The organism is Rhizobium fabae (assembly GCF_003985135.1).
Taxonomy (GTDB): domain Bacteria; phylum Pseudomonadota; class Alphaproteobacteria; order Rhizobiales; family Rhizobiaceae; genus Rhizobium; species Rhizobium pisi.
This window is the reverse complement of the sequence record NZ_ML133651.1, coordinates 233,667-259,599: the sequence shown is the minus strand read 5'-3', so window position 1 is coordinate 259,599 and position 25,933 is coordinate 233,667. Positions and strand designations below refer to the sequence as shown.

Here is a 25,933-nt window from a genome sequence, read left to right as displayed (position 1 = left end):
GGAAGTGTCGCACGGCAAGCCGAAAGAGAGGATCGGGACGCATCTGCGAATGGCATTTGAAGCGAAAGCAGCGTAGCCTGTCTGCCGGCAGGAGCGGATCGCCCCGCCGGCCGCGGAGGGGACTGCCGGTAAAATCATGACGCGTGCGCAGCAAATCGGTGTCGTTATCGGCTTGGCGATCGTGGCTCTCCTCACGATGCTGCGGGCTGGCGATCCCGGGATCTTCAAGCTGATCCGCGGCGTGACGTTCGACGAGTATCAGCGGCTGGTTCCCCGGACCTTCGAGCCGATGCCGGTCCGCGTGATCGACATCGACGAGGCTTCGTTGCAGGAATTCGGCCAATGGCCCTGGCCGCGGGACCGGCTGGCCCTGCTGGTGGACCGGCTTTCGGACATGGGGGCCTCGGCCATCGCCTTCGATGTTCTCTTCTCCGAGCCGGACCGGCTGTCGCCGCGCAATGTTGTCCGCGAGGTCGCGGGGATCGATCCTTCTCTCTCCGAGAAACTGCCCGACAATGACGAGATATTCGCCCGCTCGATTGCCGGAAAGCCCGTCGTGCTCGGTTTCGGCCTTTCCAATAAGGGCAATTACCGGCCGTCCGTAAAGGCTCACTTCGCCTTCAGGGACGAAAGCCCTGTTTCGGCCCCGCCTTATCTCGGCGCTTCGACACCGCTCAGACCGCAGTTGGAGGCCAATGCGGCGGGGCTCGGCCATATCAGCCTCAACCCCGGCAATCCGTCCCCGGTGGTGCGGGCGGTTCCCTTGTTCCTGACAGACGGCGAGCAGCTCTATCCCAATCTCGCGATCGAGGCGCTGCGTGTCGCGCAGGGAGTGTCGACCTATGTGGTCTCCGGAGCGCGCGGTCGCGCCGGCATCATGACATCGGCAAAGATTGGAGAGTTCATCGTGCCGCTGACGGCGGCGGGCGAACTCTGGCTCTACGTCACTCCCGACCGGGCCGAGCGATATATATCCGCCAAGCAGGTGCTCGCGCCGGAGGGGGCCTCTCCAGCGGTGGCGGCCGCTATCGACGGCAGCATCGTCTTTGTCGGGACATCGGCGACTGGCCTGCAGGACATCCGCGTCACCGCGCTCGGCGAGAACGTTCCCGGCGTTTCTTTGCATGCGCAGGTCGTCGAGCAGATCCTTTCCGGCCGTTTCCTGTCACGGCCCGATTGGGCCGACGGGCTGGAAATCATGGTGATCGCGATACTCGGATGCCTGCTTGTGCTGGTGACAACCTTTGTCAGCCCTGCCGTCGCTCTGATCTGCGGACTGTTGATCACGGCAATGGCGCTTGTGGCGTCCTGGTTCTCGTTTCTCTATGCGGGGCTTCTCTTCGATCCGCTGGCTCCGATCATCAGCGGATCGATCACCCATTTTGCCGCGACCTCGTTCCGGATCCTGGTGATCGACCGGGAGCGGCGCGAGGTGCGGCGCGCCTTCGGCCATTATCTCTCCCCGTCGCTGCTCCACCGCATCGAACATAACCGCGATGCATTGCGCCTCGGCGGAGACGACCGCGAGCTGACGGTCATGTTCGTCGATGTCAGAAGCTTTACCGAGATCAGCGAGCGGCTGGCGCCGACCGATGTCGTCGCCTTCCTGAATACCTTGCTCGATGCGCTGAGCCGCCATGTGGTGGCCAATGAAGGCACGCTCGACAAGTTCATCGGCGATTCGATCATGGCGTTCTGGAATGCGCCCGTCGATGTGGCGGATCATGAAAGCAAAGCCGTTCGCGCAGCGCTTGCCATGCGTGAGACGCTGGCCGAGTTGAACGCCAGCGACGCCTTCGGCTTCGGGCCGGGGCAGCAGGTCGGCATCGGCATCGGCATTCATACCGGTCTTGCCTGCGTCGGCAACATGGGCGCCAAGACCCGCTTCAACTATTCGGCGGTCGGCGATGCCGTCAATGTCGCGGCGCGCATCGAGTCATGCTGCAAGGAAGTCGGTTTTGATATCCTGATATCCGACAGCACGGCGCGGTCGGTGCAGGGAATGGCGCTGATCGAGGCCGGCGCCCTGCCGCTCAAGGGCAAGAGCAGCCGAACGCAAATCCTTGCCGTCGTCGGCGACGAGCGTGTCGCGGCATCTCCTAATTTCGCGGCACTTGAGGTCGTTCACCGCCAACTGACGCAGGCCCTGCATTCGCATTCGCGGAACAGCAGGAAGCTTGTCGCTACGGCAAAGCTCAGGGCGGCACAGGTGATCGGCGGTCTGGCGGAATTCTACCAGCGAATATCGGGCAGGACCGATCATTTCCGGGAAGTGCCGGACGAGGTCGAAAAGAGCGCCGCCGATTGACGGTCTTAGCGATTGTGACCGAAATTCCGACCCCTGTCGCGGTCGTGGTTTCCGCCCCGATCGCCATCATGGTCTCCGCCGTGATGATGATCTCCATCATGGTCGTGATTGTGGTCGCGACCCCCGTCATCCCCGCGGTCTCCGTAGTTACCATGGTCACCATCGTCGTGGCCGCCCGGCCTGTCGTGATGATCGTGGTCTCCGTGGCCGTCCGGCTTATCATGCCCGTCATCCCTGTCGGGTTTATCCGGCTTGTCGTGATGCGGTCTGTCAGGCTTGTCCTGCCGTTCCTTCTGCGGCTCGACGCGTTCTTGCGGCGGGTCCTGCCTCGGTGGGCTGGGTGTGGGGGCCGGATCTGGTGCACGTCTGTCGCTTCTTTCCGGCGCGGCCGAAGCCATGTTGCAGCCGCCGAGCAGGCCGAGACGGCCCGAAAGCCGCTGGTTGCCGGAAAGGAAGGGCAGGGCGCGCTGATTTCCGAGCGCCGCGAGAACGCGGTGATCGGCGGGGCGGGTCGCCGTCATATTGCCGTTCGGCTTGGCGATGACGCAATCGCAGCGTTGCTGCAGCTGCCGGCAGCCGCCCGGGCCACAGAAGCTGGCCGCGCCGTTCAGCAGCACGACGGCGGTGGTGCCGTCCGGGTCGACATAGAAATCGAATGCGGTGCCGCGCACACCGATCGTGCCGGCTGGAGTGAGGATCTGGTAGGCGGAGGATTGCGAATTGCCGCTGACCCAGCGGAAGGTTCCCTTCGCGGCCCTGATGGTGAGCTTCCTGACGGATTGTGAATCGTCAAAGACATATTTGTCGATGACGACCGAAGAACCCCAGCCGACGGCCAGCTTGGTGCCGTCGCGAAACAGGAACTGGCCGAGGCCGGATTGCGATGTCCGGATGCGCTCGTCGCGGTGAACGCTCGTGTTGACCTCGATCGGGCCGTCTTGTCCCGTCACTTCGGTCTTGATGACGACGGCCTGGCCGACTGGCTCAGCGGCGGGCGCGGGCTGCGCACTGGCGAGCGCGATGGAAAGCGCCGCGATGAATGAACGCCGACCCGACATGATACACGTACCCCGGAACATAGGGAGAATTAACATTTTAGTAACTGCTTGTCTTCTCGCCCAGTTGGGCTACGCGGGATCGGCGGTCGAGCCGGCGCACCGGCTTTTGCGTTCTTCTTACGAGCGGTATCGCCCGAGATCCGCAGGCCGAGCATGGCGCCGGCCGAAACCGTGCAGTTTTCGACGTCATGTCGTTCAGTGTCAAAAGCAGGGCTCTCGCGCGTCGCAAAAGAACCGTTGTGCCGCATTTGGATTTGCGATTTGTATTGGCGCGGAGAACAGCCCTTTCCCGAAGGAGAAGTAGGCGGATGCGGAAATATTCGGTTTTTGCCGTGGCGCGGGAGGCCCTGCGTGGCCACAGAGGCTGGGAGAAGCAGTGGACTTCACCCGAGCCACGCGCCGAATACGACGTCGTCATCATCGGCGCCGGCGGCCATGGTCTCGGAGCCGCCTATTATCTTGCCAAGGAGCACGGCATCACCAATGTGGCGGTGATCGAGAAAGGCTGGCTCGGCGGTGGCAATACCGGGCGCAACACCACGATCATCCGCTCGAACTATCTCTACGAAGAGAGCATGCACATCTACGAGCACTCGATGAAGCTCTGGGAAGGGCTTTCTCAGGAGCTCAACTACAATGTGATGTATTCGCCGCGCGGCGTGATGATGCTCTCGCACAATATTCACGACCAGCAGTCCTTCAAGCGGCATATCCATGCCAACCGGCTCTATGGCATCGACAACGAATGGCTGACGCCGGAACAGGCGAAAGCCTACTGCCCGCCGCTCGACATCTCGGCCAGCGCGCGCTACCCGATCAATGGCGCAGCGCTGCAGCGGCGCGGCGGCACGGCGCGTCATGACGCGGTTGCCTGGGGTTATGCGCGGGCGGCATCGGACCGCGGGGTCCATATCATCCAGAATTGCGAAGTGACGGGCATCCGTCGCGGTCCTGATGGACGGGTGACCGGGGTCGAGACCTCGCGCGGCTTCATCGGCGCCAGAAAGATCGGTGTGTCGGCGGCCGGCCATACGACGACGGTCATGAAGATGGCTGATGTGCGTGTACCGCTGCAATCGAGCCCGCTGCAGGCGCTGGTTTCCGAACCGCTGAAACCGATCTTCCCCTGCGTCGTCATGTCGAACACGGTGCATGCCTATATCTCCCAGTCCGACAAGGGAGAGCTCGTCATCGGCGCCGGTACCGACCAGTACAATTCCTACTCGCAGACCGGCGGGCTGCAGATCATCACCCATACGCTCGATGCCATCTGCGAACTTTTCCCGATGTTCCGGCGCGTCAAGATGATGCGGCAATGGGGCGGCATCGTCGACAATACGCCGGACCGTTCGGCGATCCAGTCGAAGACACCGGTTCCCGGGCTTTACGTCAATTGCGGCTGGGGCACCGGCGGCTTCAAGGCGACGCCGGGCTCGGCCAATCTCTTCGCGCACCTGATCGCTCGCGACGAGCCGCATAAATTCAACGCCGGCCTGACGCTGGAACGCTTCCGCAGCGGCCGGCTGATCGACGAGGCGGCTGCAGCGGCGGTGGCGCACTGATGATGAGTGCTTCCGCTCAGATGCTTGCTCCTTTCGTTGCTCACCCCCTCATCCGCCTTGCAGGCACCTTCTCTCCGCTGGGGAGAAGGGGAGGAGAAGGAATTTCCACATGCTGCTGATCCATTGCCCTTATTGCCAGGAAGAGCGCTCCGAACTCGAATTCCGCGGCGCCGGTGACGCGCATATCGTGCGGCCCGCCGATATCGCTTCGATCTCGGACGAGGAATTCGAGGCCTATTTCTTTCTGCGCGACAACCCGAAAGGGCTGATCTTCGAACGCTGGCGGCATATTCACGGCTGCGGGCGCTTCTTCAACGCGGCGCGCGATACGGTGAGCGACAAGTTCATCACGACCTACAAGGCGGGTGAGCCGAGGCCGAGGATCGGTGCGGAAGCCGAACAGCGTGAGCCTGTCGAGACATATGAAGCCGTGGAAGGAGAGGCGCAATGAGCGGCGCAAACCGTATCGCCGGGAAGGGGCGCCTGACGCCGGCCAAGACCGCGCGCTTCAGCTTCGACGGCAAGAGCTACATCGCGCTTGAAGGCGATACTGTCGCTTCGGCGCTGATCGCCAACGGCATTCATCTTGTGGGACGTTCGTTCAAATATCACCGGGCCCGTGGCATTCTGTCGGCAGGGGCCGAGGAACCGAATGCGCTGATCGACGTCGCCCGCGATACGGCGCGCAAACAGCCGAACGTGCGCGCCACGGTACAGGAAGTCTTCGACGGCATGATCGTCCAGTCGCAGAACCGCTGGCCCTCGCTTGCCTATGACGTCGGCGCCGTCAACAATCTGATGTCGCCGTTCTTCGCGGCCGGCTTCTACTATAAGACATTCATGTGGCCGCGCGCCGCCTGGAAGCACGTCTACGAACCGCTCATCCGTCGCGCCGCCGGCCTCGGCGTCGCGCCGACGGAAGAGGATCCCGACCATTATGCCAGCCGCTATGCCCATTGCGACGTGCTGGTGGTCGGCGCCGGCGTGGCCGGGCTGTCGGCTGCTTTGGCCGCCGCCGAAACCGGCGCAAAGGTAATCCTCTGCGACGAGCAGGCGGACGCCGGTGGAGCGTTGCGCTATGATGCCGGCGTAACCATCGACGGCCAGGACGGCTATGCCTGGGCGCAGAAGGCGGTGGTGCGGCTGAAGGCGATGGACAATGTCGAAGTGCTGATCCGCACGACCGCCTTCGGCTATTACAACCATAATTTCGTCGGCCTTTGCGAACGCGTCACCGATCATATCGCCAAGCCTTCCCACGATCTGCCGCGCGAGCGGCTGTGGCAGGTCCGGGCCAAGCGGGTGATCCTCGCCACCGGCGCGATCGAGCGGCACATGGTATTTCCGAACAATGACCGGCCGGGCATCATGCTGGCCTCGGCGGGACGGATGTATCTCAATCAATACGGCGTCGCCGTCGGGGCCAATGTCGGCATCTATGCGGCACACGATTCGGCCTATGAGGCGGCTTTCGACCTGAAGCGGGCAGGCGTTTCGATCGCTGCCATCGTCGACTGCAGACAGGCGCCTGGCGCGGCAGTGCTGGCAGAGGCGCGTGCGCTCGGCATCGATGTTCTGACTGGCCAGTCGGTCGTCAATACGGCGGGGCGGTTGCGCATCTCATCGATGACGGTGGCGCGCAACGGCGGCGGTTCGCAGCGCAAGATCGCGGTCGATGCTCTGCTGGTTTCGGCCGGCTGGACGCCATCGGTCCATCTCTTCTCGCAGTCGCGCGGCAAGGTGGCCTTCGATGCCGAAAGCCAACGCTTCCTGCCCGGCACTTACGCACAGGACTGCCTGTCGGTCGGCGCCTGCAACGGCACCGACGACCTGCAGCGGACGATCGAGGAATCGCTTGCAGCCGGCGAACTGATGGCGCAGGCCACCGGCAAAAGCGGCGGCGAGAAGATCGCGCTTTCGGCCGAGCAGGCCTATGAGTGGACGGGCGGCATGATCGGCGCGGCCGAAGGCGCCGGGCCGAAAACCAATGCCAAGGCCTTTATCGATTTCCAGCACGATGTCTGCGCCAAGGATATCCGCCTTGCCGTGCGCGAGGGCATGCATTCGATCGAGCATATCAAGCGCTTCACGACCAACGGCATGGCTTCCGATCAGGGCAAGCTTTCCAACATGCATGGCCTGGCAATTGCCGCCGAAATGCTCGGCAAGGAAATCCCGAAGGTCGGGCTTACCACCTTCCGCGCGCCCTATACGCCTGTCAGCTACGGCACGCTGATCGGCCATTCGCGCGGAGAGCTGTTCGATCCGACACGCAAGACGCCGCTGCACGCCTGGGAAGAAGCTCAAGGGGCGGTCTTCGAGGACGTCGGCAACTGGAAGCGTGCCTGGTTCTATCCGCGGGCCGGTGAGGACATGCATCAGGCGGTCGCGCGCGAATGCCGGACGGCACGCGAGTCGGCAGGTATCTTCGACGCCTCGACGCTCGGCAAGATCGAGGTGGTGGGGCCGGATGCGGCGGAATTCCTCAACCTCATCTACACCAACGCCTGGGATACGCTGAAGCCCGGCAAGGCACGCTACGGCATCATGACGCGCGAGGACGGCTTCGTTTACGACGACGGCGTCGTCGGGCGCCTGGCGGAGGATCGTTTCCATGTGACGACGACGACCGGCGGCGCGCCGCGCGTTCTCCATCATATGGAAGATTATCTACAGACCGAATTCCCGCACATGAAAGTGTGGCTGACCTCGGTGACTGAACAATGGGCCGTCATCGCGGTGCAGGGACCGAAGGCGCGCGACATCGTCGCGCCGCTGGTCGAAGGGCTCGATCTTTCGAACGAAGCCTTCCCGCATATGAGCGTTGCCGAGTGCAAGGTCTGCGGTGTGCCGGCGCGGCTCTTCCGCGTCTCCTTTACCGGCGAAGTCGGCTTTGAAATCAACGTGCCGGCCGATTACGGCCAGTCGGTGCTCGAAGCGATCTGGGCCAATGCCGAGCCGCTCGGCGCCTGCGTCTACGGCACTGAGACGATGCACGTCCTTCGCGCCGAAAAGGGTTACATCATCGTCGGGCAGGATACCGACGGGACCGTGACGCCCGATGACGCCGGACTTTCCTGGGCGGTTTCGAAGAAAAAGAAGGACTTCGTCGGCATTCGCGGTCTGAAGCGCACGGATCTCGTCAAGGATGGGCGCAAGCAGCTTGTCGGTCTCGTCACCAAGGATCCGAAGCTGGTGCTCGAGGAGGGCGCGCAGGTCGTTGCCAATCCGAACGAGCCGAAGCCGATGACCATGCTCGGTCACGTCACATCGGCCTATTGGTCGGAAAATTGCGGCAGATCGATCGCCTTTGCGCTTGTCGCCGGCGGACGGGCGCGGACGGGCGAGACGCTCTATGTGCCGATGCCGGATCGGACGATCGCCGTCGAAGTGACGGATCTGGTGTTCTTTGACAAGGAAGGAGGCCGTATCCATGGCTGATGCCGCAATTCGCAAACCGGCGCTTGCCGGCCGCCTCGGCGGCTCCGCAACCGTACGGCTGGCCGTCGCGCCGGCTGCGACCCGCGTGGCGCTGCGCGCGCCGGCGCAATCGCTCGCAGCATTGTCTTCGGCTCTTGGCCTTACCGTGCCGACGGCTCCGAAAACATCCAGCCGAGTTGGCGCACGATCGGCGCTCTGGCTCGGGCCGGACGAGTGGCTGGTGATCGACGAAGCCGGCGCCGACCTGATGGCGGTGTTCTCGGGGGCGGGTGCGCTGCATTCGGCGACTGACGTTTCCCACCGCAATGTCGCGGTCATCGTTTCAGGACCGGGCGCCGAAACCACGCTTGCGGGCGGCTGCCCGCAGGATCTGTCGCTGTCTTCCTTTCCGGTCGGCGCCGCATCGCGCACCATTTTCGGCAAGGCGGAGATCGTGCTTCTCCGCACGGAAGAAGATACGTTCCGGGTGGAGTGCTGGCGGTCGTTTTCCGATTACGTCTTCGGGCTTTTGGCCGAGGCGTCGGGAGATGCCGGGCATTGAGCCCAGGTCGAGCCTGGCTACATAGACGCTTGTTCAGGGGATAGTCGGATGCTGCACCATGCCTCTCTCGGCGTTGCCGATATCGAACGGTCGGCGGCATTTTACGATGCCGCCCTTGCCGCGCTCGGGTATGTCAGGGTCTGGGACGACATCAGGCCCGGGCAGACGGGGCAGGCAATCGGCTACGGTCTTCCGGGCGGCGGGGACAAGCTGGCGATCAAACATCGTCCTGACGGTCAGCGCCCGCCCGGCCCGGGTTTTCATCTGGCTTTTGCCGCTCCGGGCCGGCAGGCGGTCGATGAGTTTCATGCGGCGGCAATCGCGCATGGCGGCCGTGACAATGGCCGTCCCGGCCTGCGTCCCGATTACGGCGAACACTACTATGCCGCGTTCGTCGTGGACCCGGATGGGCATGCCCTCGAAGCGGTGATCAATTCGCCAGTGTAACAAGAGCGACGTTTCGCTCAGACGTCCTCAGGGCGATCCTTTGGGTCGAACTGGATGATGGTGATCCATTTTGCCGTCAGCGCCGGCTTCTTCTCGTTTTCGATTTCGATGGTCACGTCATAGGTGGTCATCAGCATGCCGCCGCCGCGAAAGCGCGCCTCGGAGAGCAGGAAGCGGCCGCGGACGCGGGCGCCGCTCTTCACCGGCGTCATGAAGCGGACGCGATCGAAGCCGTAATTGATGCCCATGGTCTGCTCGCGCACTTTCGGCAGGCAGTTGTAGTTCATCGCCGACAGCAGAGACAGTGTCAGGAAGCCATGGGCAATGGTGCCGCCGAAGGGGCTCTCGGCTGCCGCGCGCTCCGGATCGACATGAATGAACTGGTGATCGTTGGTCGCTCCCGCAAACGCGTCGATCATCGTCTGATCGACGGTGATCCAATCCGAAAGGCCCGTTTCCATGCCGATCAATCCCCGCACGTCGGAGAGTGAAATTTCCGTGCCCATGCATTCCTCGTGAGATAAGCGCGCCGCTTCAAAGCCTTATCGTGCATTTATGACGATTGCGACAAGGATTTGCCCAGGCGGACCAAGGGGGTCATTTTTCCACGAAAAAGGCGACGGAGCGTGGCTCGACGGTAACGCCGGCACCGGCTTTTTTCGTCCCCTCCGGTGCCAGCTGGCGCCAGGCCGCCTCGCCGTCCGAGGGAAGCATGAAGAGCTGGCGGCTGTCCGACCGGTTGAAGAGCACTGCAAGCCTGGTCTGTCTGCCCCGAGAGGAGCGGTCGCCGGTCGCAAGCAGCATGCCGAGGGTCGAGAGCGACGGCGTCTCCCATTCAGCGACGGTCATCGTTTCGCCGGAGAGCGAAATCCATTCGACGTCGCCATCTCCAGAGAGGAAGCCTGTTTCCGAAAAGACGGTGAAGCGGCGGCGCAGTTCCGACACGAAGGCGGTGTGGGCGACGAGGTCCTCGTTCAGCGCCTTCCAGTCCAGCCAGGTGATCTCGTTGTCCTGGCAATAGGCGTTGTTATTGCCGCGCTGGCTGCGGCCGCCCTCATCGCCCGCCGTCAGCATGATGCTGCCGCGAGTGGCAAAGAGCGTTGATATCAGCGCCATCACGTCGTTTATCCGGCGCTTGCGGATTGTGGGATAAAGGGTTTCGCCTTCGACGCCGTTGTTCCAGGAATGGTTCTCGTTGTGACCGTCGCGATTGTGCTCGCCGTTGGCGTCATTATGCTTTCCGGCGTAGGAGACGAGGTCGATCAGCGTGAACCCGTCATGGGCGGCGAGGAAATTGACGCTGCGCGTCCCTTTGCCGTCGTTGCGGGAGAAGATGTCGGAGGAACCGGCAAGCGCCGTCGCGAGAGAGCCGGTTTTCCACTGGTCGCCGCGCCAATAGCAGCGCAGGTCGTCACGAACCCGGTCGTTCCATTCGAGGAAGGATGGGGGGAAATTGCCGAGCTGGTAACCGCCGGGACCGATATCCCAGGGTTCGGCGATCATGATCCGATCGGCAAGCACATCGTCCGCCACGATCGCGGCAAGCGTTCCCCCGTCGCGCTGGAAGCCCGTCGCGGTGCGGCCGAGCACGGGAGCGAGATCGAAGCGAAAACCGTCGACGCCGGCGTTGAGCACGAAGTGGCGCAGGCTGTCGATAACGAGGCGCCGGACCTCCGGATGATCGCAGGCAATCGTATTGCCTGTGCCGGTGTCGTTGACGAGTTCGCCGGGACTGTTCTCGGCGTGGCGGTAATAGTGCAGGTTATCGAGACCGCGCAGCGACAGCGTCGCGCCGTAGCGGTCGCTCTCGCCAGTATGATTAAAGACGAGGTCGAGAATGACCGCGATGCCTTCGGCGTGGAGAGCCGCGACTGTCTGCCGCAATTCCGCCATGCCGCCCGGAACAAGCCGTGGGTCGAGCGCCATCAGGCCAACGGGATTGTAGCCCCAGCCGTTGGTCAGGCCGAGCGGCGGCAGGTGGCGTTCGTCGATCCAGGCGGTAATCGGCATCAATTCGACGGCATCGACACCGATCCGCTTCAGATGCGCGATGATGGAGGGATGGGCAAGGGCTGCAACCGTGCCGCGCTCGGCTTCCGGAACATCCGGGTGGAGAATGGTGAATGGCCGCACCGCCACCTCGTAGATAAAGCCGCCCGGTTTGAAGAGCGGCTTGCTGATTGCGGCTGGGGTATCGGTGGTGACGATCGCCTTCGGCATCAGATCCCGGCTGTCCTCGCCATAGATGCCGAGGCGGGGATCGTAGCGGAACGGCCGGTCGATTTCCTTGGCGTAAGGGTCGAGCAGCAGTTTGGAAGGATCGAACCAGAGGCCGTTGTCGGGCGCATAGATGCCGTCGGCGCGATAGCCGTAGCGGGCGCCTTGCCTGAGGCCGTCGACGAAAAGGCGATGGATGTGATTGCTGTCGCGCGCCATCGGCAGGCGCGCAAATTCCCTGTTGCCGTCATCCTCGAAGAGGCAGAGTTCGATCTGTGCGGCGTGATGCGACCACACGGCAAATTCGACGCCGGTCTCGAAGACGATTGCGCCGCCTTGCGCCGAATTGTGACCCCGCATGTCCCCCCCGGATCAGGTGATCACGGTTGGCTCATCGCGTCCCGTGCGCTCACGAATGCTGGCAATGCTTTCGGCGGCCGCGATGAGATCGGCGAGCGCTTCCTGCGTTTCGATGTTGTGACGAGTCGAATCCGGCTCGTAGCGCTCGATATAGACACGCAAGGTTGCGCCAGACGTGCCGGTGCCGGACAGGCGGAAGACGACGCGGGAGCCGCCCTCGAAGAGCACACGGATGCCCTGATGCTCGCTCACAGACTTGTCGACCGGATCGTGATAGGCGAAATCGTCAGCCTTCTCGACCTTCAGATTGCCGATGGTCCTGCCGGGCAGGGTGGAAAGCTGGCTGCGGAGATTGTCCATCAGGCCGTTCGCTGCATCGGTATCGAGACCTTCGTAGTCGTGGCGCGAATAGTAGTTGCGGCCATAGGTCTGCCAGTGCTGGGTGACGATATCGGCGACGCTCTCGCCGCGCACGGCAAGGATGTTCAGCCAAAGCAGCACGGCCCAGAGGCCGTCCTTTTCGCGCACGTGATTGGAGCCCGTGCCGGAGCTCTCCTCGCCGCAGATCGTCGCCATGCCGGCGTCGAGCAGATTGCCGAAGAATTTCCAGCCAGTCGGCGTCTCGTACATGCCGATGCCGCGCTTTTCGGCGACACGGTCGGCCGCACCCGATGTCGGCATCGAGCGGGCGATGCCGGCGAGGCCGCCGGAATAGCCGGGGACGAGATTGGCATTGGCGGCAAGGATCGCCAGGCTGTCGGAGGGCGTCACGAAGATGCCGCGGCCGATGATGAGGTTGCGGTCGCCGTCGCCGTCGGAGGCGGCGCCGAAATCGGGCGCGTCGTCGCCCATCATCTCATCGAAGAGTTCCTTGCAGTGAACCGGGTTCGGATCGGGATGATGGCCGCCGAAATCCGGCAGAGGCATGAAGTTGCGCACCGATCCCGAGGGAGCGCCGAGGCGATTTTCGAAGATTTCCTTCGCGTAAGGCCCAGTGACGGCGCTCATGCCGTCGAAGGCGATGCGGAAGCCGAGGCTGATCAGATTGCGGATGGCGCCGAAATCGAACAGCTCTTCCATCAGCGCGGCATAGTCCTCGACCGGATCGATGACCGACAGGATCATGCCACCGGGAAGCTCGTCCTTGCCGATGCGGTCGAGATTGACGTCGGCGAAATCGGCGATCTTGTAGCTGTCGATCGTCTTGGAGCGCGCATAGATCGCGTCGGTGATCTTTTCCGGTGCCGGGCCGCCATTGTTGATGTTGTATTTGATGCCGAAATCTTCGGTCGGGCCGCCGGGATTGTGGCTGGCCGAGAGAATGATGCCGCCGAAGGCCTTGTATTTGCGGATGATGTGGGATGCGGCCGGCGTCGACAGAATGCCGCCCTTGCCGACCATCACCTTGCCGAAGCCGTTGGCGGCAGCCATCTTGACTGCCTTCTGGATGACTTCGCGATTGTAGTAACGTCCGTCGCCGCCGATGACGAGGCACTTGCCCTGATAGCCTTCCAGCGAATCGAAGATCGACTGGATGAAGTTCTCCGCATAGTTCGGCTGCTGGAAGACCGGAACCTTCTTGCGCAGACCCGACGTGCCGGGTTTCTGATCGAGATAGGGCGTGGTGGGTACGGACTTGTTCATTTTAGGTCACATGCCTTTCGAGACGAGGCTTGAATAGAGGGCAGCGTAGCGTTCGGCGCTCTTCTCCCAGGAGACATCCGATTTCATGCCTTGCTTTTGCAATTGGGTCCAGAGTTTTCGGTCCGCATAAAGATGCATCGCACGGCGGATTGCCTGTAGCATGCCCGCTTCGGTTATGGGCGCAAATTGTATGCCCGTTGCCACTTTCGCTGCAAGTGCGGCGTGATTGGCGTCGATGACGGTGTCGTTGAGCCCGCCGGTACGCGCGACGATCGGCACGCAGCCGTAGCGCAGGCCGTAAAGCTGCGTGAGACCGCAGGGTTCGAAGCGCGAGGGAATGATGATCGCGTCGCAGCCGGCCTGCATCAAGTGCGACATCGGCTCGTTATAGCCGATAGAGACGCCGATGCGGCCGGGATGACGGGTGGCGGAGGCAAGCAGCGCGCCTTCAAGGGCCGCTTCGCCGGAGCCGAGCACGACGAGCTTGCCGCCCATGGCGACGATCTCGTCGGCGACGTTTGCGACGAGATCCATGCCCTTCTGCCAGGTGAGCCGGCTGATGACGCAGAAGATCGGGGCATCGTCATTATCGAGGTGGAAGAATTCGGCGATCGACCGGCGGTTCTCTTCGCGGTTCTTCAGTGTCGTTGGGCCATAATGGGTGTGGACGACGGGATCGGTCGCCGGGTTCCAGATATCGGTGTCGATGCCGTTGACGATACCGGAGAGATTGTCGATGCGGCTGGCGATGACGCCTTCGAGCCCCATGCCGAATTCAGGTGTCAGGATTTCATCGGCATAGGAGGGGCTGACTGTCGTGACCGCATGGGCGGTCTGCAGGCCGCCCTTGAGGAAGCCGATAGTGCCGTAGTATTCGATGCCGTCTAGGGCGAAGGCGTGAGCGGGCAGCCGCAGGCCGGGAAAGATTTCGCGGCCGAATTGGCCCTGAAAGGCGATGTTGTGGATGGTCAGCACGCTCGGCAGTTCCGGCGTCGGATAGTAGCGCATATAGACCGACGTCAGCGCTGCCTGCCAGTCATGAGTGTGGACGAGATCCGGCTGCCAGCCGGGCAGCAGGCCGGCGGCGATCTCGGATGCGGCGAGCGAAAGCGCTGCGAAACGACGCCAGTTGTCCGGAAAATCCTTGCCGAGCGGATCGAGATAGGGGCCGCCCGGCCTGTCGTAATAGGCGGGCGCATCGAGGACCAGCAGGTCCAGGCCCTCGTGCTGAACTTCCAGAACGGTTGCCCGCTCACCGAGCAGGTCGGGAAATTCAAGTCTTACGACGGGATCGCGAATGACCTTCATGACGGCGGGATAGCCGGGCAGAAGGGTCTTGGTCTCGATCCCGAAAGCATTCAGAGCGATGGGTAGGGCGCCGGACACATCTGCCAGGCCCCCTGTCTTGATCAAAGGGAAGACTTCGGACGAAACCGAAAGAACTTTCATAAGTCAGATATCCAGCTTGTCGATCATCGGTTGCGTGATCAGGCAGATGCCGCTTTCCGTCCGACGAAAGCGTTTAGCATCGAGCTCGGGATCCTCGCCGACGACAAGGCCTTCCGGAATGACGACACCATGGTCGATCACCACGTTCTTGAGCTGGGCGCGCCGTCCGATCTTCACGTTCGGTAGGATGACCGCCCCTTCCAGCTTGGAAAAGGAATTGGCCCTGACACCGGTGAAGAGCAGGCTCTTGTTGAGGCTGGCGCCCGAGATGATGCAGTCGCCTGATACAACGGAGGAGGTGGCCGAGCCGCGGCGGTCTTCGTCGTCATGGACGAATTTCGCCGGCGGGGTGATCTCGGCATAGGTCCAGATCGGCCAGGACTTGTCGTAGATGTCGAGCTCCGGCACAATCGCGGTCAGGTCGATATTGGCCTGCCAGTAGGCATCGATCGTGCCGACGTCGCGCCAATAGGGCTCGTGTTCGAAATCGGAGCGGACACAGGATTTGGCGAAGCGGTGGGCGACCGCCTTACCGTTCTTGACGATATAGGGGATGATGTCCTTGCCGAAGTCGCGGCTCGAGTTCGGATCGGCGGCGTCGCGGCGCAACGCGTCGAGCAGGAACTTGGTGTGGAAGACGTAGATGCCCATCGAGGCGAGCGCGAAATCGGGCTTGTCGGGAATGGGCGGCGGGTCGGCGGGCTTCTCGACGAAGGCGATGATATTATCCTTTTGGTCGACATGCATGACGCCGAAGCCGGTCGCTTCCATGCGCGGCACTTCCAGGCAGCCGATGGTGACGTCGGCACCGGAGTCGACGTGCTGCTGCAGCATCCACTCGTAGTCCATCTTGTAGACATGGTCGCCAGCGAGGATGACCATGTATTCGACGCCGTAGTCCTCGATAATATCGATGTTCTGATAGACGGCATCGGCGGTGCCTTCGTACCATTGCGTCTCGGAGACGCGCTGGCTGGCGGGCAGGATGTCGAAGCTCTCATTGCGCTCCGGGCGGAAGAAGTTCCAGCCGCGCTGCATGTGCCGAATCAGCGAATGCGCCTTGTACTGCGTGGCGACGCCGATGCGGCGGATGCCTGAGTTCAACGCGTTCGACAAAGCGAAATCGATGATGCGGGCCTTGCCGCCGAAATAGACGGCGGGCTTGGCACGCCGGTCGGTGAGTTCCTTGAGACGGCTCCCCCTGCCGCCCGCCAGAACATAGGCCATTGCATCGCGGGCAAGTGGCTGAATACGCTTTTCTACCATTTTCTCCTCCCACCAGTCTTAATTTTCAGGTTCAAGCATGATTGTTGCCAAAGGCGGCAGCGTGATCGAGCAGGTGATGTCGCCGCCGGCATTGACGGCCTGCACGCGCCCGCCATTGCCCTTGCCGCTGCCGCCATAGATGTCGGCATCGGTGTTCAGGATCTCCCGCCAGCGGCCTGCAGACGGCAGGCGGATCGAGTAGTTCTCGCGATAGACAGGAGTGAAGTTGGTGATGACGGCGACGGGCTTCTGGCCGGGGGCCTTGCGCAGCCAGGCAAAGACGGAATTCTCGCTGTCGTCGGCGACCAGCCATTCGAAACCGTCGCCCTCGCAGTCACGCTCATGCAGCGCCGGTTTGCTGCGGTAGGTGAAGTTGAGGTCGCGCACCAGGCGGCGCATGCCCTCGTGCATCCGGTACTGAAGCAGGTTCCAGTCGAGCGACTTCTCCTCGCTCCACTCGCTCCACTGGGCGAATTCCTGGCCCATGAACAAGAGCTTCTTGCCGGGATAGCCCCACATATAGGCGTAGTAGGCGCGCAGATTGGCGAATTTCTGCCAGTCGTCGCCCGGCATCTTGGCAATGAGGGAGCCTTTTCCGTGGACGACTTCGTCATGTGACAGCGGCAGCACGAAATTTTCCGAATAGGCGTAGAGCAGGCCGAAGGTGAGTTCGTTATGATGGTGCCTGCGGTGTATCGGATCGCGGCTCATGTAGCTCAGCGTGTCGTGCATGAAGCCCATGTTCCACTTGAAGCCGAAGCCGAGGCCGCCTTCATGCACCGGCTGCGAGACCTTCGGCCAGGAGGTCGATTCCTCGGCGATGGTCATGACGTTTGGGTGCTGGCCGTAGATGCGGATATTGAGATCCTGCAGGAAGCGGACGGCTTCGAGGTTCTCGTTGCCGCCGTATTCGTTCGGGATCCATTCGCCGTGCTTGCGCGAATAATCGAGGTAGAGCATCGAGGCGACGGCATCGACGCGCAGGCCGTCGAGATGGAACTTCTCGGCCCAGTAGAGGGCATTGTTGACGAGATAGGAGACGACCTCGGTGCGGCCGAAATTATAGATCGCCGTGTTCCAGTCAGGATGGAAGCCCTTGCGCGGGTCTTCGTGTTCGTAGAGCGCCGTGCCGTCGAACCAGCCGAGGCCGTGCTCGTCCGTCGGGAAATGCGCGGGCACCCAGTCGAGGATGACGCCGATGCCGACCTTATGGCAGCCGTTGACGAAACGGGCAAAACCCTCCGGCTCGCCGAAGCGGGCCGTCGGCGCGTAAAGGCCTGTCGTCTGATAGCCCCAGGAAGGGTCGTAGGGATGCTCGGTGATCGGCAGGAATTCGATATGGGTGAAGCCCATGTCGACGCAGTAGGGGATGAGGCTGGAGGCGAGTTCGTCCCAGGAGGGCATGGTGCCGTCCAGCCGACGCTGCCAGGAGGCGGCGTGTACTTCGTAGATCGAGATCGGCTGGCGGCGCTTGTCGGTCTCGCGCCAGTGCTTCAGATGTGCTTCGTCCTCCCAGACCTGCTCCAGCTCGGCGGCGGCGATGGAGGCGGTCTTCGGCCTGAGCTCACTGCGGCGGGCGAAGGGGTCGGCTTTCAGCGGCAGCAATACTCCGTCCTGGCCGCGGATCTCGAACTTGTAGGCAACGCCGAGCGGGACGTCGGGGGCAAAGATTTCCCAGATGCCGCTGTCGGCGCGAAAGCGCATGACATGGCGGCGACCATCCCAATTGTTGAAATCGCCGACGACGGAGACGCGCTGCGCATTCGGCGCCCAAACGGCGAAGTGGATGCCCTGGGCGCCGTCATGTTTGATGAGATGGGCGCCCATCTTGTCGAACAGGCGCAGATGCGAGCCTTCGCGGGCGAAATAATCGTCCATCGGCCCGAGCACCGGACCGAAGCTGTAGGGGTCGGTTACGGCCCATTCGGCATCGCCGCGCCGGGCGCGGTAACGCACCGGCTGCAGCTTGGTGAGCGTAACCGGGCCGGCGAAGAAGCCGTCGGCATGGAGCTGTTTCAGTTCGCCGATGACGCCGCCGTCGAGCGTCATGGCGGTCACTTCCTCCGCGCCCGGAATGAAGCACCGGGCGACGAAAGCGTCGCCGGCCGGGTGCACGCCTAGGACGGCAAAGGGATTGGAATGCGAGCCGGCAAGGATCGCCTTGATTTCATCTGCCGAAATTTCCCAGGAAAGCTTTACTTCAGGGACTGCTTTCGGCGTTTTCATCCGGCTCTCCAGATTTCGTCTGCATATTGCCTGATCGTACGGTCGGAAGAGAACCAGCCCATCCGCGCCGTATTGTTGATCGTCTTGGTGTACCAGGCGGACTGGTTGGTCCAGATCTGGTCGACTTCGCGCTGGGCCTGGGCATAGGCGTCGAAATCGGCGGCGACCATGAACCAATCGTGCGAATAGATGCCGTCGATTAGTGCGGTGTATCGGTTGCGGTCATCCGGCGAGAAGACGCCGGAACCGATGGCGGAAAGCGCCTGCGCGAGTTCGCGCGAGCCCTCGATGATGGCGCGGGGATTGTGGCCATCACTGCGGACCTTCGACACTTCATCGGCCGTAAGGCCAAAGATGACGATGTTGTCTGCGCCGACATTGTCGCGCATCTCGACATTGGCGCCGTCGAGTGTGCCGATCGTCAGCGCGCCGTTGAGGCCGAACTTCATGTTGCCGGTGCCGGATGCTTCCATGCCTGCGGTCGAGATCTGCTCGGAGAGATCGGCGGCCGGAACCATGACTTCGGCAAGCGACACATTGTAGTTCGGTACGAAGACGACCTTCAGCAGGCCGCGTACCGACGGATCGTTGTTGATCGTACGAGCGACGTCATTGATCAGCTTGATGATGAGCTTGGCGTTGTAATAACTCGGCGCCGCCTTGCCGGCGAAGAGTTTCACGCGCGGCACCCAGTCGAGTTCGGGATGCGAGCGGATCTGATCGTAGAGGGCGACGGCCTCGATGATGTTCAGCAGCTGGCGCTTGTATTCATGGATGCGCTTGATCTGGATGTCGAACATTGCCGACGGATCAAGCTTCACGCCCATGCGGCTGGCGACGAGGTTGGAAAGCGCCACCTTGTTGGCGCGCTTTACCGCCGCGAATTTCTGCTGGAAAGCCGGATCGGATGAATGCACGTCGAGAGCGCGCAGCTTTTCGGCATCATCGAGGAATTCGTCGCCGATCGCCTCGCGGATCAATCCGGTGAGGCCAGGATTGCACTGCTGCAGCCAGCGGCGCGGCGTGATGCCATTGGTCTTGTTGTTGATCCGATCGGGATAGAGCTTGTGCAGGTCGGCGAAGACAGTCACCTTCATCAGGTCGGTGTGCAGGGCCGAGACGCCGTTGATCGAATGCGAGCCGACGAAAGCGAGATTGCCCATGCGCACGCGGCGGTCACCACTCTCCTCGATCAGTGAGATCGAGCGGATTTCCCCATCGGAGAAGTTCTTGCCCTTGCGGGCGTCGAGCAGGATCTTGGCGTTGATCGCATAGACGATCTGCATGTGGCGTGGCAGCAGTCGCTCGAACAGCGGCACCGGCCAGCTTTCCAGCGCTTCGGGCAGAAGCGTGTGATTGGTGTAGGAGAAGGTGCGGCGGGTGATATCCCAGGCCTGCTCGAAATCCATGCCGTGCACGTCGCAGAGGAGGCGCACGAGTTCGGCCACCGAGACGGCGGGATGGGTGTCGTTCAGCTGGATCGCCACCTTGTCCGGCAGCGAAGTGAAATCGTCATATTGCTGCAGGTGGCGGCGCAGGATGTCCTGTAGCGAGGCGGACGAGAAGAAGAATTCCTGCCGCAGGCGCAGCTCCTGGCCGGCGGGCGTGGCGTCGGCCGGGTAGAGGACGCGGGTCAGGCTTTCGGCCTTGTTGCTTTCGCGTAGCGCCCCGATGTGGTCGCCGGCGTTGAAGGCGTCGAGCAGGATCGGGTCGATCGGCTGCGCCGACCAAAGGCGCAGCGTGTTGACGCGCTTGCCGCGCCAGCCGACCGCCGGCGTGTCGAAGGCGGCGGCAATGACGCGCTCGGCCGGTTTCCAGACATAGCGCGGCTGGTCGTCATGGGTGGTGATGAATTCGACCGCGCCGCCGAAGCCGATTTCGTAGGAACTCTCGCGGCGCTCGAATTCCCAGGGATTGCCGTGAGCGAGCCAGTTTTCCGGCAGTTCTACCTGCCAGCCGTCGGCCATCTGCTGGCGGAAGAGGCCGTGGACATAGCGGATGCCGTAGCCATAGGCGGGCACGTTCACAGTTGCCATGCTTTCCATGAAACAGGCGGCCAGACGGCCGAGGCCGCCGTTGCCGAGTGCGGCATCCGGCTCAAGACCGGCGATGACGTTGACATCGACGCCGAGCGAAGCGAGCGCATCGCGCACCTCCTCCATCAGGCCGAGGTTCGAGACGGCGTCGCGCATCAGGCGGCCGATCAGGAATTCGAGGGATAGATAATAGACGCGCTTGGCGCCGGTAGCATAAACCTCGCGGGTGGAAGCCATCCACTTGTCGATGATGCGGTCGCGCACCACCAGGATCGTCGCGGTCAGCCAGTCATGCGGCTTTGCCACCTTGGCATCCTTGCCGATGCGGTAGGTCAGACGTTCGATAATTTCTTCGGCGAGAATTTCCGGCTTTGAGCTGCGGGGGGCTGGGGAGGGGATAACCGGCTTGGAAACATTGTTCATCGTCAGATCTCGCCAATTTTAATTTGGTTTCAGGATGTTATGCCTGATTCAATCAATTTGTCGTTTGCGCCAACGACAGTTTATGCATCGTTACTAAGCACTTGCAACAAGGGATTTGGACAAACGAAAAATTTGCGAAACCTTCATATTCACGTCGTGCGATGGGCTTGATTTCAATCGGTTTTCCCGATCTGATGCGTGGAATAGCGATAACGAAAAGCCGCGCCGGTTTGTTCCGGCGCGGCTTTTTAGTTCGGCTTTTTCGCCTGATGTATCGTCAGTTCGTCAGGCGCGTCACCTGCGCAGAGGCTTTTGCTCCAATCGCCTTGAACGCGGCAAGCAGGTCTTCCATTTTTTCCGCCTGGAAATAATGGGCGTCATCGGAGGCACAATAATGCAGCAGCGCCTGTCCGCCCTCGGGCGCCATGAAAGCGATCGTATAGATTTCGATGCCCTTGGACTTCGCGGTATCACATGTCGATTTCGTCAAGGTGTCGTATGAACGGCCGCCACGGCTATCGTCGTTATTGTCGCCGTCCGTCATGAAGACGATGTACTTTTTGGGCACCTGTCCGGTTTTCTGCTTGTGGGCGGCGTCCTCGGCGTCATTCCCAGCAGCGTTCTTGGCAGTCAGTGACGAGTAGGCCGTGCTCATTGCGCCGCTCGAATTCGTGCCTCCATTGGCCTGTAGCGCGTTGACATAGCTCGAGACACCAGCAGTCCCCCAGGCAAGACTGCTGGGTGAGTATTGAACGATATCGTAGGATACTGCGCCGGTGCGCACATATTCCGCATTGGGATCGGCGCTGTTGAGTTGGCCGAAGAGATTGCCGGCGGCGATCTTCAGCGCCTCTATTTTCGTATAGTATTTCGTGCGGCTGCCGGTGCAGGTGTCGTAAACCCACTTGTCCTTCTTGTTGTAGTGGCCGTTGCAGTCATAGGTGTATGATTCCGTCGGATCGTCCTCATTGACGGTCGCGGTAGCGTCTCCCATCGATCCTGATTTATCGAGCGCGAGGAACATGGAGATCGAGCCCTGGCTTTGCGAATGGCCGCTGGTCGTCGTGCCCGACGTCGAAAGATGCTGCGTCCTGAAGCCCACCGCCTGCATAAGCGGGTTGACCGTGAGGTCGTAACTCGGTGAGACCGTTATCTGGTAGGATGTCGACTTGCCCGACGTAGTCGTCTGCACATTGACGCCGGTCGCGCTCTTGATGTCGATACCGCTCTGCAGGTAGTTCGCCATCTGCCCGGCAACGAAATTCCGCGCGAAGGCTTCGGCCTGCGAGGTTTGGATCGTGCCGTTCGCCAGTGCGGTAGCGGTCGCGAGCGCGGCCGAATCGGCCGCTTCCTGGAGCTGCTGTTTGGCGAGCAGCATATCGCCAACCTGAATCGCCATACCGGCGACGCCGAGAAGAACGGGCATCATGATCGCCGTCATGAGGCCAAAATTGCCGCCACGGTCGCTGAACATGCGACGCAGGCAGGGATGCAAGGAGGTGCTCATCATGTTCACCCGAAATAGACCCTGTGGGTGACATTAGGCACGCTGGTTGTTTACGCCGTCCTTACGGCGTCAAGACAATCTTAACGAATCGGCGATTTTTTCCAGTTTTGGGATTATTTCAGCGGGATCACGTCGACTGACTGCACGGCGCGCTGGCCGCCATAGCTTTTCAACACGCCGATGACGGGGACGACGTCGGAATAGTCCCGGCCGTAGGCGACGACGATGTGGTCCATGCCGGCCGGGATGTTGTTGGTCGGGTCGAGTTCGATCCAGCCGATCGTTTCGCCGCACCAGATCCGCACCCAGGCATGCATGGCGTCCGCCCCTTCCAGCCGTTCCTTGCCGGGCGGCGGGATGGTGCGCAGGAAACCGGAGACGTAGCCTGCCGGAATGCCGAGGCTTCGAAGCGCTACGATCATGATGTGGGTGAAGTCCTGGCAGACGCCGCGCTTTAGCCTGAAAGCCTCAAGCGGCGTCGTGTCGACGGTCGTCGCCTCGGGATCGTAGGTGAAATCCTTGTTGACGCGAGCACAAAGCGCATGGGCGATCTGCATCGCCGTCAGCTCCGGCCTGGCGCAGCTTCGCGCATAGTCGGAGATTTCGCGCGCTTGCGTCAGGCGCGGGCTGTCGCCGAGGAAGTGGTGCGGCGAATCCGGTGCCAGCGACCAGATTCCCGATATCTCCTCCGGCAGGTCGGCAAGCAGTGGCGAGAAATCGGCAGCGATCGGCTGGCTTTCCACCTGCACGCGGGCTTGCATGCGAATATCAAGCGCCTCGTGTGGTGCCCGCAGCATGAAGGAGGTGGCGGGATGATCGAAGAAATCGACGAAATGCGATTGTTCGTCCGGCGTCGGCGAGATGGTGATCGACCCGGCGACCAAGCGCTGGCGGTTCGCCAGCGACAGCGGCATCAGGCGCATGATGTGACGGGCGCCGGAGGCCGGCACGTCGTAGCTGTAACCCATGCGGAGAGTGAGATCGTAGAGCATCGCCATCACCCGAGATAGGTCTGGGCGAGCAGATCGGAAAGCTGCTCCAATTCGCGTTCCAGCCGCTGATAGACCTCGACCCCCATGCCTTCAGGCGTCATCACCGCCAGGCCGGAATGAAGCCGCATCGCCTCACGGTAGAAGGGCGACATTTGGCCGTTGATCAGGGCGTTCGGCAGTTGCTCGACCTCGTGGTGGATCTCGTTGACCTGGAAGAGGACCGAGCGCGGGTTGAGGGGGTCGAGCGCCAGCAGGTCGGTGACCGTCAGCCGCGCCGTGTTGACGTTGTAGCGGCGGCGGTGGGTCATAACGCTGTCGCCGATCTCGAGCAGCATGTCGAGCGCGCCGTCGGGCGCTTCCGGACCGGACATGTGGCCGAGCAGGCGCGTCATGTGCAGGCCGCGCTCGATATAGCGGCCGAGCGAGAGGAAGCGCCAGCCGGTGAAGCGGTACATGTTCTCATGCACGAGACCGGCGAAGCCCGCGAGCTTACGCAGAAGGATGGTCATCGCATGGCTGGCGTCATCGCCGGCGGAGACGGTGACGTGGAAGCGGTGGGCGGTCTTGGCGAGATCGTTGAGCGCCAGCCAGCCGTCGGGCGAGAAACGGTCGCGGATGTTGCTGGCCGAATAAACGGCGCTGTCGATATTGCGCAGCAGCGTTTCCGGCACGGGCTCGGCGGTGTCGATATCGACGGCCGCGAGATAGGCGGAGACGTCGGCAAGCAGCGGTTGGCTCGGATCGGCGGCTTCGGCAAACCGCGCATGCCAGGCACGCAGGATGCGCAGCGCCCCTTCTGCGCGCTCGATGTAGCGGCCGAGCCAGAACAGATTGTCGGCGGCCCGGCTCGGCAGGCTGCCCGGCATGTTGCGGGTGAAGCTGCCTTCGGCCGGCAGCAGCGTGTGGCGCTCGACCGGCTTGTCGCTGACGATCCAGACGTCGGCGGCCGCTCCGCCCGATTGCATGGCGATTGCCGCAACGTCGGCGCCGGAGCCAATACGGGCGAAACCGCCGGGCATGATCTGCCAGCCGTTTGCCGTGCGAGCGGCGAAAACGCGCAGCGACATCGGCCGCGGCACGAGCTTGCCGTCGACCCAGGCCGGCGTCGTCGAGAGCGTGACGACCTCCTGGCCGACGAGTTTCGGGCCGTCAGAACTCAGCCAGTCGGTAATCGAATCCTTGGCAGTCGCACGCAACGACGAGCCGAGCACGGATTCGCCGTTGTCGTCGAAGAAGGGGGCGCGGGAATAGGCCGGGCCGATCACCATCTTCTCGATGTTCTCGGCGACGTGCTCGCGCTCATCCTGCTGGCCGCACCACCATGTGGCAATCGACGGCAGCTGCAAATCCGTCCCCAGGAGATGCCGACAGATGGTCGGCATGAAGGCGAGAAGCGCCCGGGTTTCGAGAATGCCGGTGCCAAGCGCGTTGACGATGGTGACGCTTTCGGCGCGCAGCGCTTCGACCAGGCCTGGCGTGCCGATATGCGAATTCTGGTTCAGTTCCAGCGGATCGGCGAAAGCCGAATCGAGACGGCGCCAGAGCACACCGATCGGCTTGAGGCCGGCGACCGTGCGCACCATGATGCGGCCCTTGACGACGGTGAGATCCTCGCCCTCGAGCAGCATGAAGCCGAGATAGCGGGCGATGTAGGCGTGTTCGTAATAGGTTTCGTTGGCGGGGCCGGGCGTCAACACGGCGATGCGGTCGTCGCCCGAATGTTTCATGCCCTGCAGCGCGTCGCGGAAAGCGCCGAAGAAGGAGGCAAGACGGTGGACCGGGGTTTCGGCATAGATATCGGAAAAGGCGCGGGTCGTCGCGACGCGATTTTCCAGCGCGAAACCGGCGCCGGACGGGGCCTGCGTCCGGTCGGCCAGCACCCACCAGTTGCCGTCGGGGCCGCGGCCGATTTCGAAGGCGCAGAAATGCAGATAGTGGCCGGATGCCGGCCGGATGCCTGCAAGCGGGCGCTGGAATTCGGGATTGGCGGCGATCAGCGCCGGCGGCAGGAGTCCTTCCTGGACCAGCCGGTTCTCGCCGTAAATATCGGCGACGATTGCTTCCAGGAGGTCGGCGCGCTGGACGAGGCCCGCCGACAGCGCCTGCCATTCGCGCTCGTCGATCAGCACGGGAATATGCGAAAGCGGCCAGGCGCGTTCGCCGGTGCCCTTGCTGCCATAGGCGCGATAGAAGACGCCGGCATCCCTGAGATAACGGTCGGCGCGGGCGAAACGCTCGGCGAGATCCTTCTCCGGCATTGCGCCGAGATGGGAGAGGAAACGCTGCCAGACGGGGCGGACCGCGCCTTTGTTGTCGACCATTTCGTCGGCCGAGCCGGCGAGCGGCGCATAGTCGAAGGCCGCATCCTTGCCGATGCTGCGCTCAGCCTCCTCTTTGCGCTCCACTGCCGGTCTCTTACTGCCCATCTAAACCCAACCTCAACCTTCGGCCTTTGC

At 62.4% G+C, this 25,933-nt stretch carries 17 protein-coding genes; 6 read left to right on the top strand and 11 right to left on the bottom strand.

The features are described from left to right. Positions 1–136 precede the first annotated feature (136 nt). Positions 137–2,308 (top strand): CHASE2 domain-containing protein, encoded by a 2,172-nt coding sequence (locus tag EFB14_RS16765; protein ID WP_126827227.1) that lies wholly within the window; start codon positions 137–139, stop codon positions 2,306–2,308. A 5-nt stretch (positions 2,309–2,313) separates the two neighbouring features. Here EFB14_RS16765 and EFB14_RS16760 read toward each other — a convergent pair whose 3' ends face one another. Further along, positions 2,314–3,366, bottom strand: a complete 1,053-nt coding sequence (locus tag EFB14_RS16760) for a FecR family protein (protein ID WP_126827225.1) — start codon at positions 3,364–3,366, stop codon at positions 2,314–2,316. 308 nt (positions 3,367–3,674) lie between these two features. On the opposite strand from EFB14_RS16760, the gene EFB14_RS16755 reads away from it, so the two are divergent. The 5 genes from EFB14_RS16755 to EFB14_RS16735 all read left to right on the top strand — a co-directional run bounded on the left by EFB14_RS16755 (position 3,675) and on the right by EFB14_RS16735 (position 9,357). Then, the gene (locus EFB14_RS16755; protein WP_126827223.1) at positions 3,675–4,928 is read left to right on the top strand and encodes a sarcosine oxidase subunit beta family protein; all 1,254 of its coding nucleotides are present in this window, start codon (positions 3,675–3,677) and stop codon (positions 4,926–4,928) included. A gap of 109 nt (positions 4,929–5,037) precedes the next feature. After that, on the top strand, positions 5,038–5,379 hold the full coding sequence (locus EFB14_RS16750; protein WP_126827221.1) for a sarcosine oxidase subunit delta: 342 nt from the start codon (positions 5,038–5,040) through the stop codon (positions 5,377–5,379). Continuing rightward, a complete protein-coding gene (locus EFB14_RS16745) occupies positions 5,376–8,369 on the top strand; it encodes a sarcosine oxidase subunit alpha (RefSeq protein WP_126827219.1) in 2,994 nt (997 codons plus the stop codon). The genes EFB14_RS16750 and EFB14_RS16745 overlap by 4 nt, the downstream gene beginning before the upstream one ends. Next, a complete protein-coding gene (gene soxG / locus EFB14_RS16740; RefSeq protein WP_126827217.1) occupies positions 8,362–8,910 on the top strand; it encodes a sarcosine oxidase subunit gamma family protein in 549 nt (182 codons plus the stop codon). Before EFB14_RS16745 ends, soxG begins: the two co-directional genes overlap by 8 nt. A 48-nt stretch (positions 8,911–8,958) precedes the next feature. Beyond that, on the top strand, positions 8,959–9,357 hold the full coding sequence (locus EFB14_RS16735) for a VOC family protein (RefSeq protein WP_126827215.1): 399 nt from the start codon (positions 8,959–8,961) through the stop codon (positions 9,355–9,357). Positions 9,358–9,374: 17 nt separating this feature from the next. On the opposite strand, the gene EFB14_RS16730 is transcribed toward EFB14_RS16735, so the two are convergent. The 10 genes from EFB14_RS16730 to EFB14_RS16685 all read right to left on the bottom strand — a co-directional run bounded on the left by EFB14_RS16730 (position 9,375) and on the right by EFB14_RS16685 (position 25,903). Next, positions 9,375–9,863, bottom strand: coding sequence for a MaoC family dehydratase (locus EFB14_RS16730; protein ID WP_125848609.1), 489 nt, complete (start codon positions 9,861–9,863; stop codon positions 9,375–9,377). Between the two features lie 91 nt (positions 9,864–9,954). After that, a complete protein-coding gene (gene glgX, locus EFB14_RS16725; RefSeq protein WP_126827213.1) occupies positions 9,955–11,934 on the bottom strand; it encodes a glycogen debranching protein GlgX in 1,980 nt (659 codons plus the stop codon). 12 nt (positions 11,935–11,946) lie between these two features. Continuing rightward, entirely contained in the window at positions 11,947–13,578 is a 1,632-nt protein-coding gene (locus EFB14_RS16720; protein WP_126827211.1) for an alpha-D-glucose phosphate-specific phosphoglucomutase, read from the bottom strand. 6 nt (positions 13,579–13,584) lie between these two features. After that, complete coding sequence (gene glgA / locus EFB14_RS16715) at positions 13,585–15,027, bottom strand: glycogen synthase GlgA (protein WP_126827209.1); 1,443 nt, start codon at positions 15,025–15,027, stop codon at positions 13,585–13,587. Positions 15,028–15,030: 3 nt separating this feature from the next. Beyond that, a complete protein-coding gene (gene glgC / locus EFB14_RS16710; RefSeq protein ID WP_126827207.1) occupies positions 15,031–16,293 on the bottom strand; it encodes a glucose-1-phosphate adenylyltransferase in 1,263 nt (420 codons plus the stop codon). An 18-nt stretch (positions 16,294–16,311) separates the two neighbouring features. Then, positions 16,312–18,519: a 1,4-alpha-glucan branching protein GlgB gene (gene glgB, locus EFB14_RS16705; RefSeq protein WP_126827205.1), complete on the bottom strand. Its 2,208-nt coding sequence runs from the start codon at positions 18,517–18,519 to the stop codon at positions 16,312–16,314. After that, positions 18,516–20,978, bottom strand: coding sequence for a glycogen/starch/alpha-glucan phosphorylase (locus tag EFB14_RS16700; protein ID WP_126827203.1), 2,463 nt, complete (start codon positions 20,976–20,978; stop codon positions 18,516–18,518). Before EFB14_RS16700 ends, glgB begins: the two co-directional genes overlap by 4 nt. A 277-nt stretch (positions 20,979–21,255) precedes the next feature. Next, entirely contained in the window at positions 21,256–22,485 is a 1,230-nt protein-coding gene (locus EFB14_RS16695; protein WP_126827201.1) for a TadE/TadG family type IV pilus assembly protein, read from the bottom strand. Positions 22,486–22,598: 113 nt separating this feature from the next. After that, positions 22,599–23,477 carry a transglutaminase family protein gene (locus EFB14_RS16690; protein WP_126827199.1) on the bottom strand — a complete coding sequence of 293 codons (879 nt, stop codon included), beginning with the start codon at positions 23,475–23,477 and terminating at the stop codon, positions 22,599–22,601. Between the two features lie 5 nt (positions 23,478–23,482). Next, positions 23,483–25,903 carry a circularly permuted type 2 ATP-grasp protein gene (locus EFB14_RS16685; RefSeq protein WP_126827197.1) on the bottom strand — a complete coding sequence of 807 codons (2,421 nt, stop codon included), beginning with the start codon at positions 25,901–25,903 and terminating at the stop codon, positions 23,483–23,485. Between the last annotated feature and the right edge of the window lie 30 nt (positions 25,904–25,933).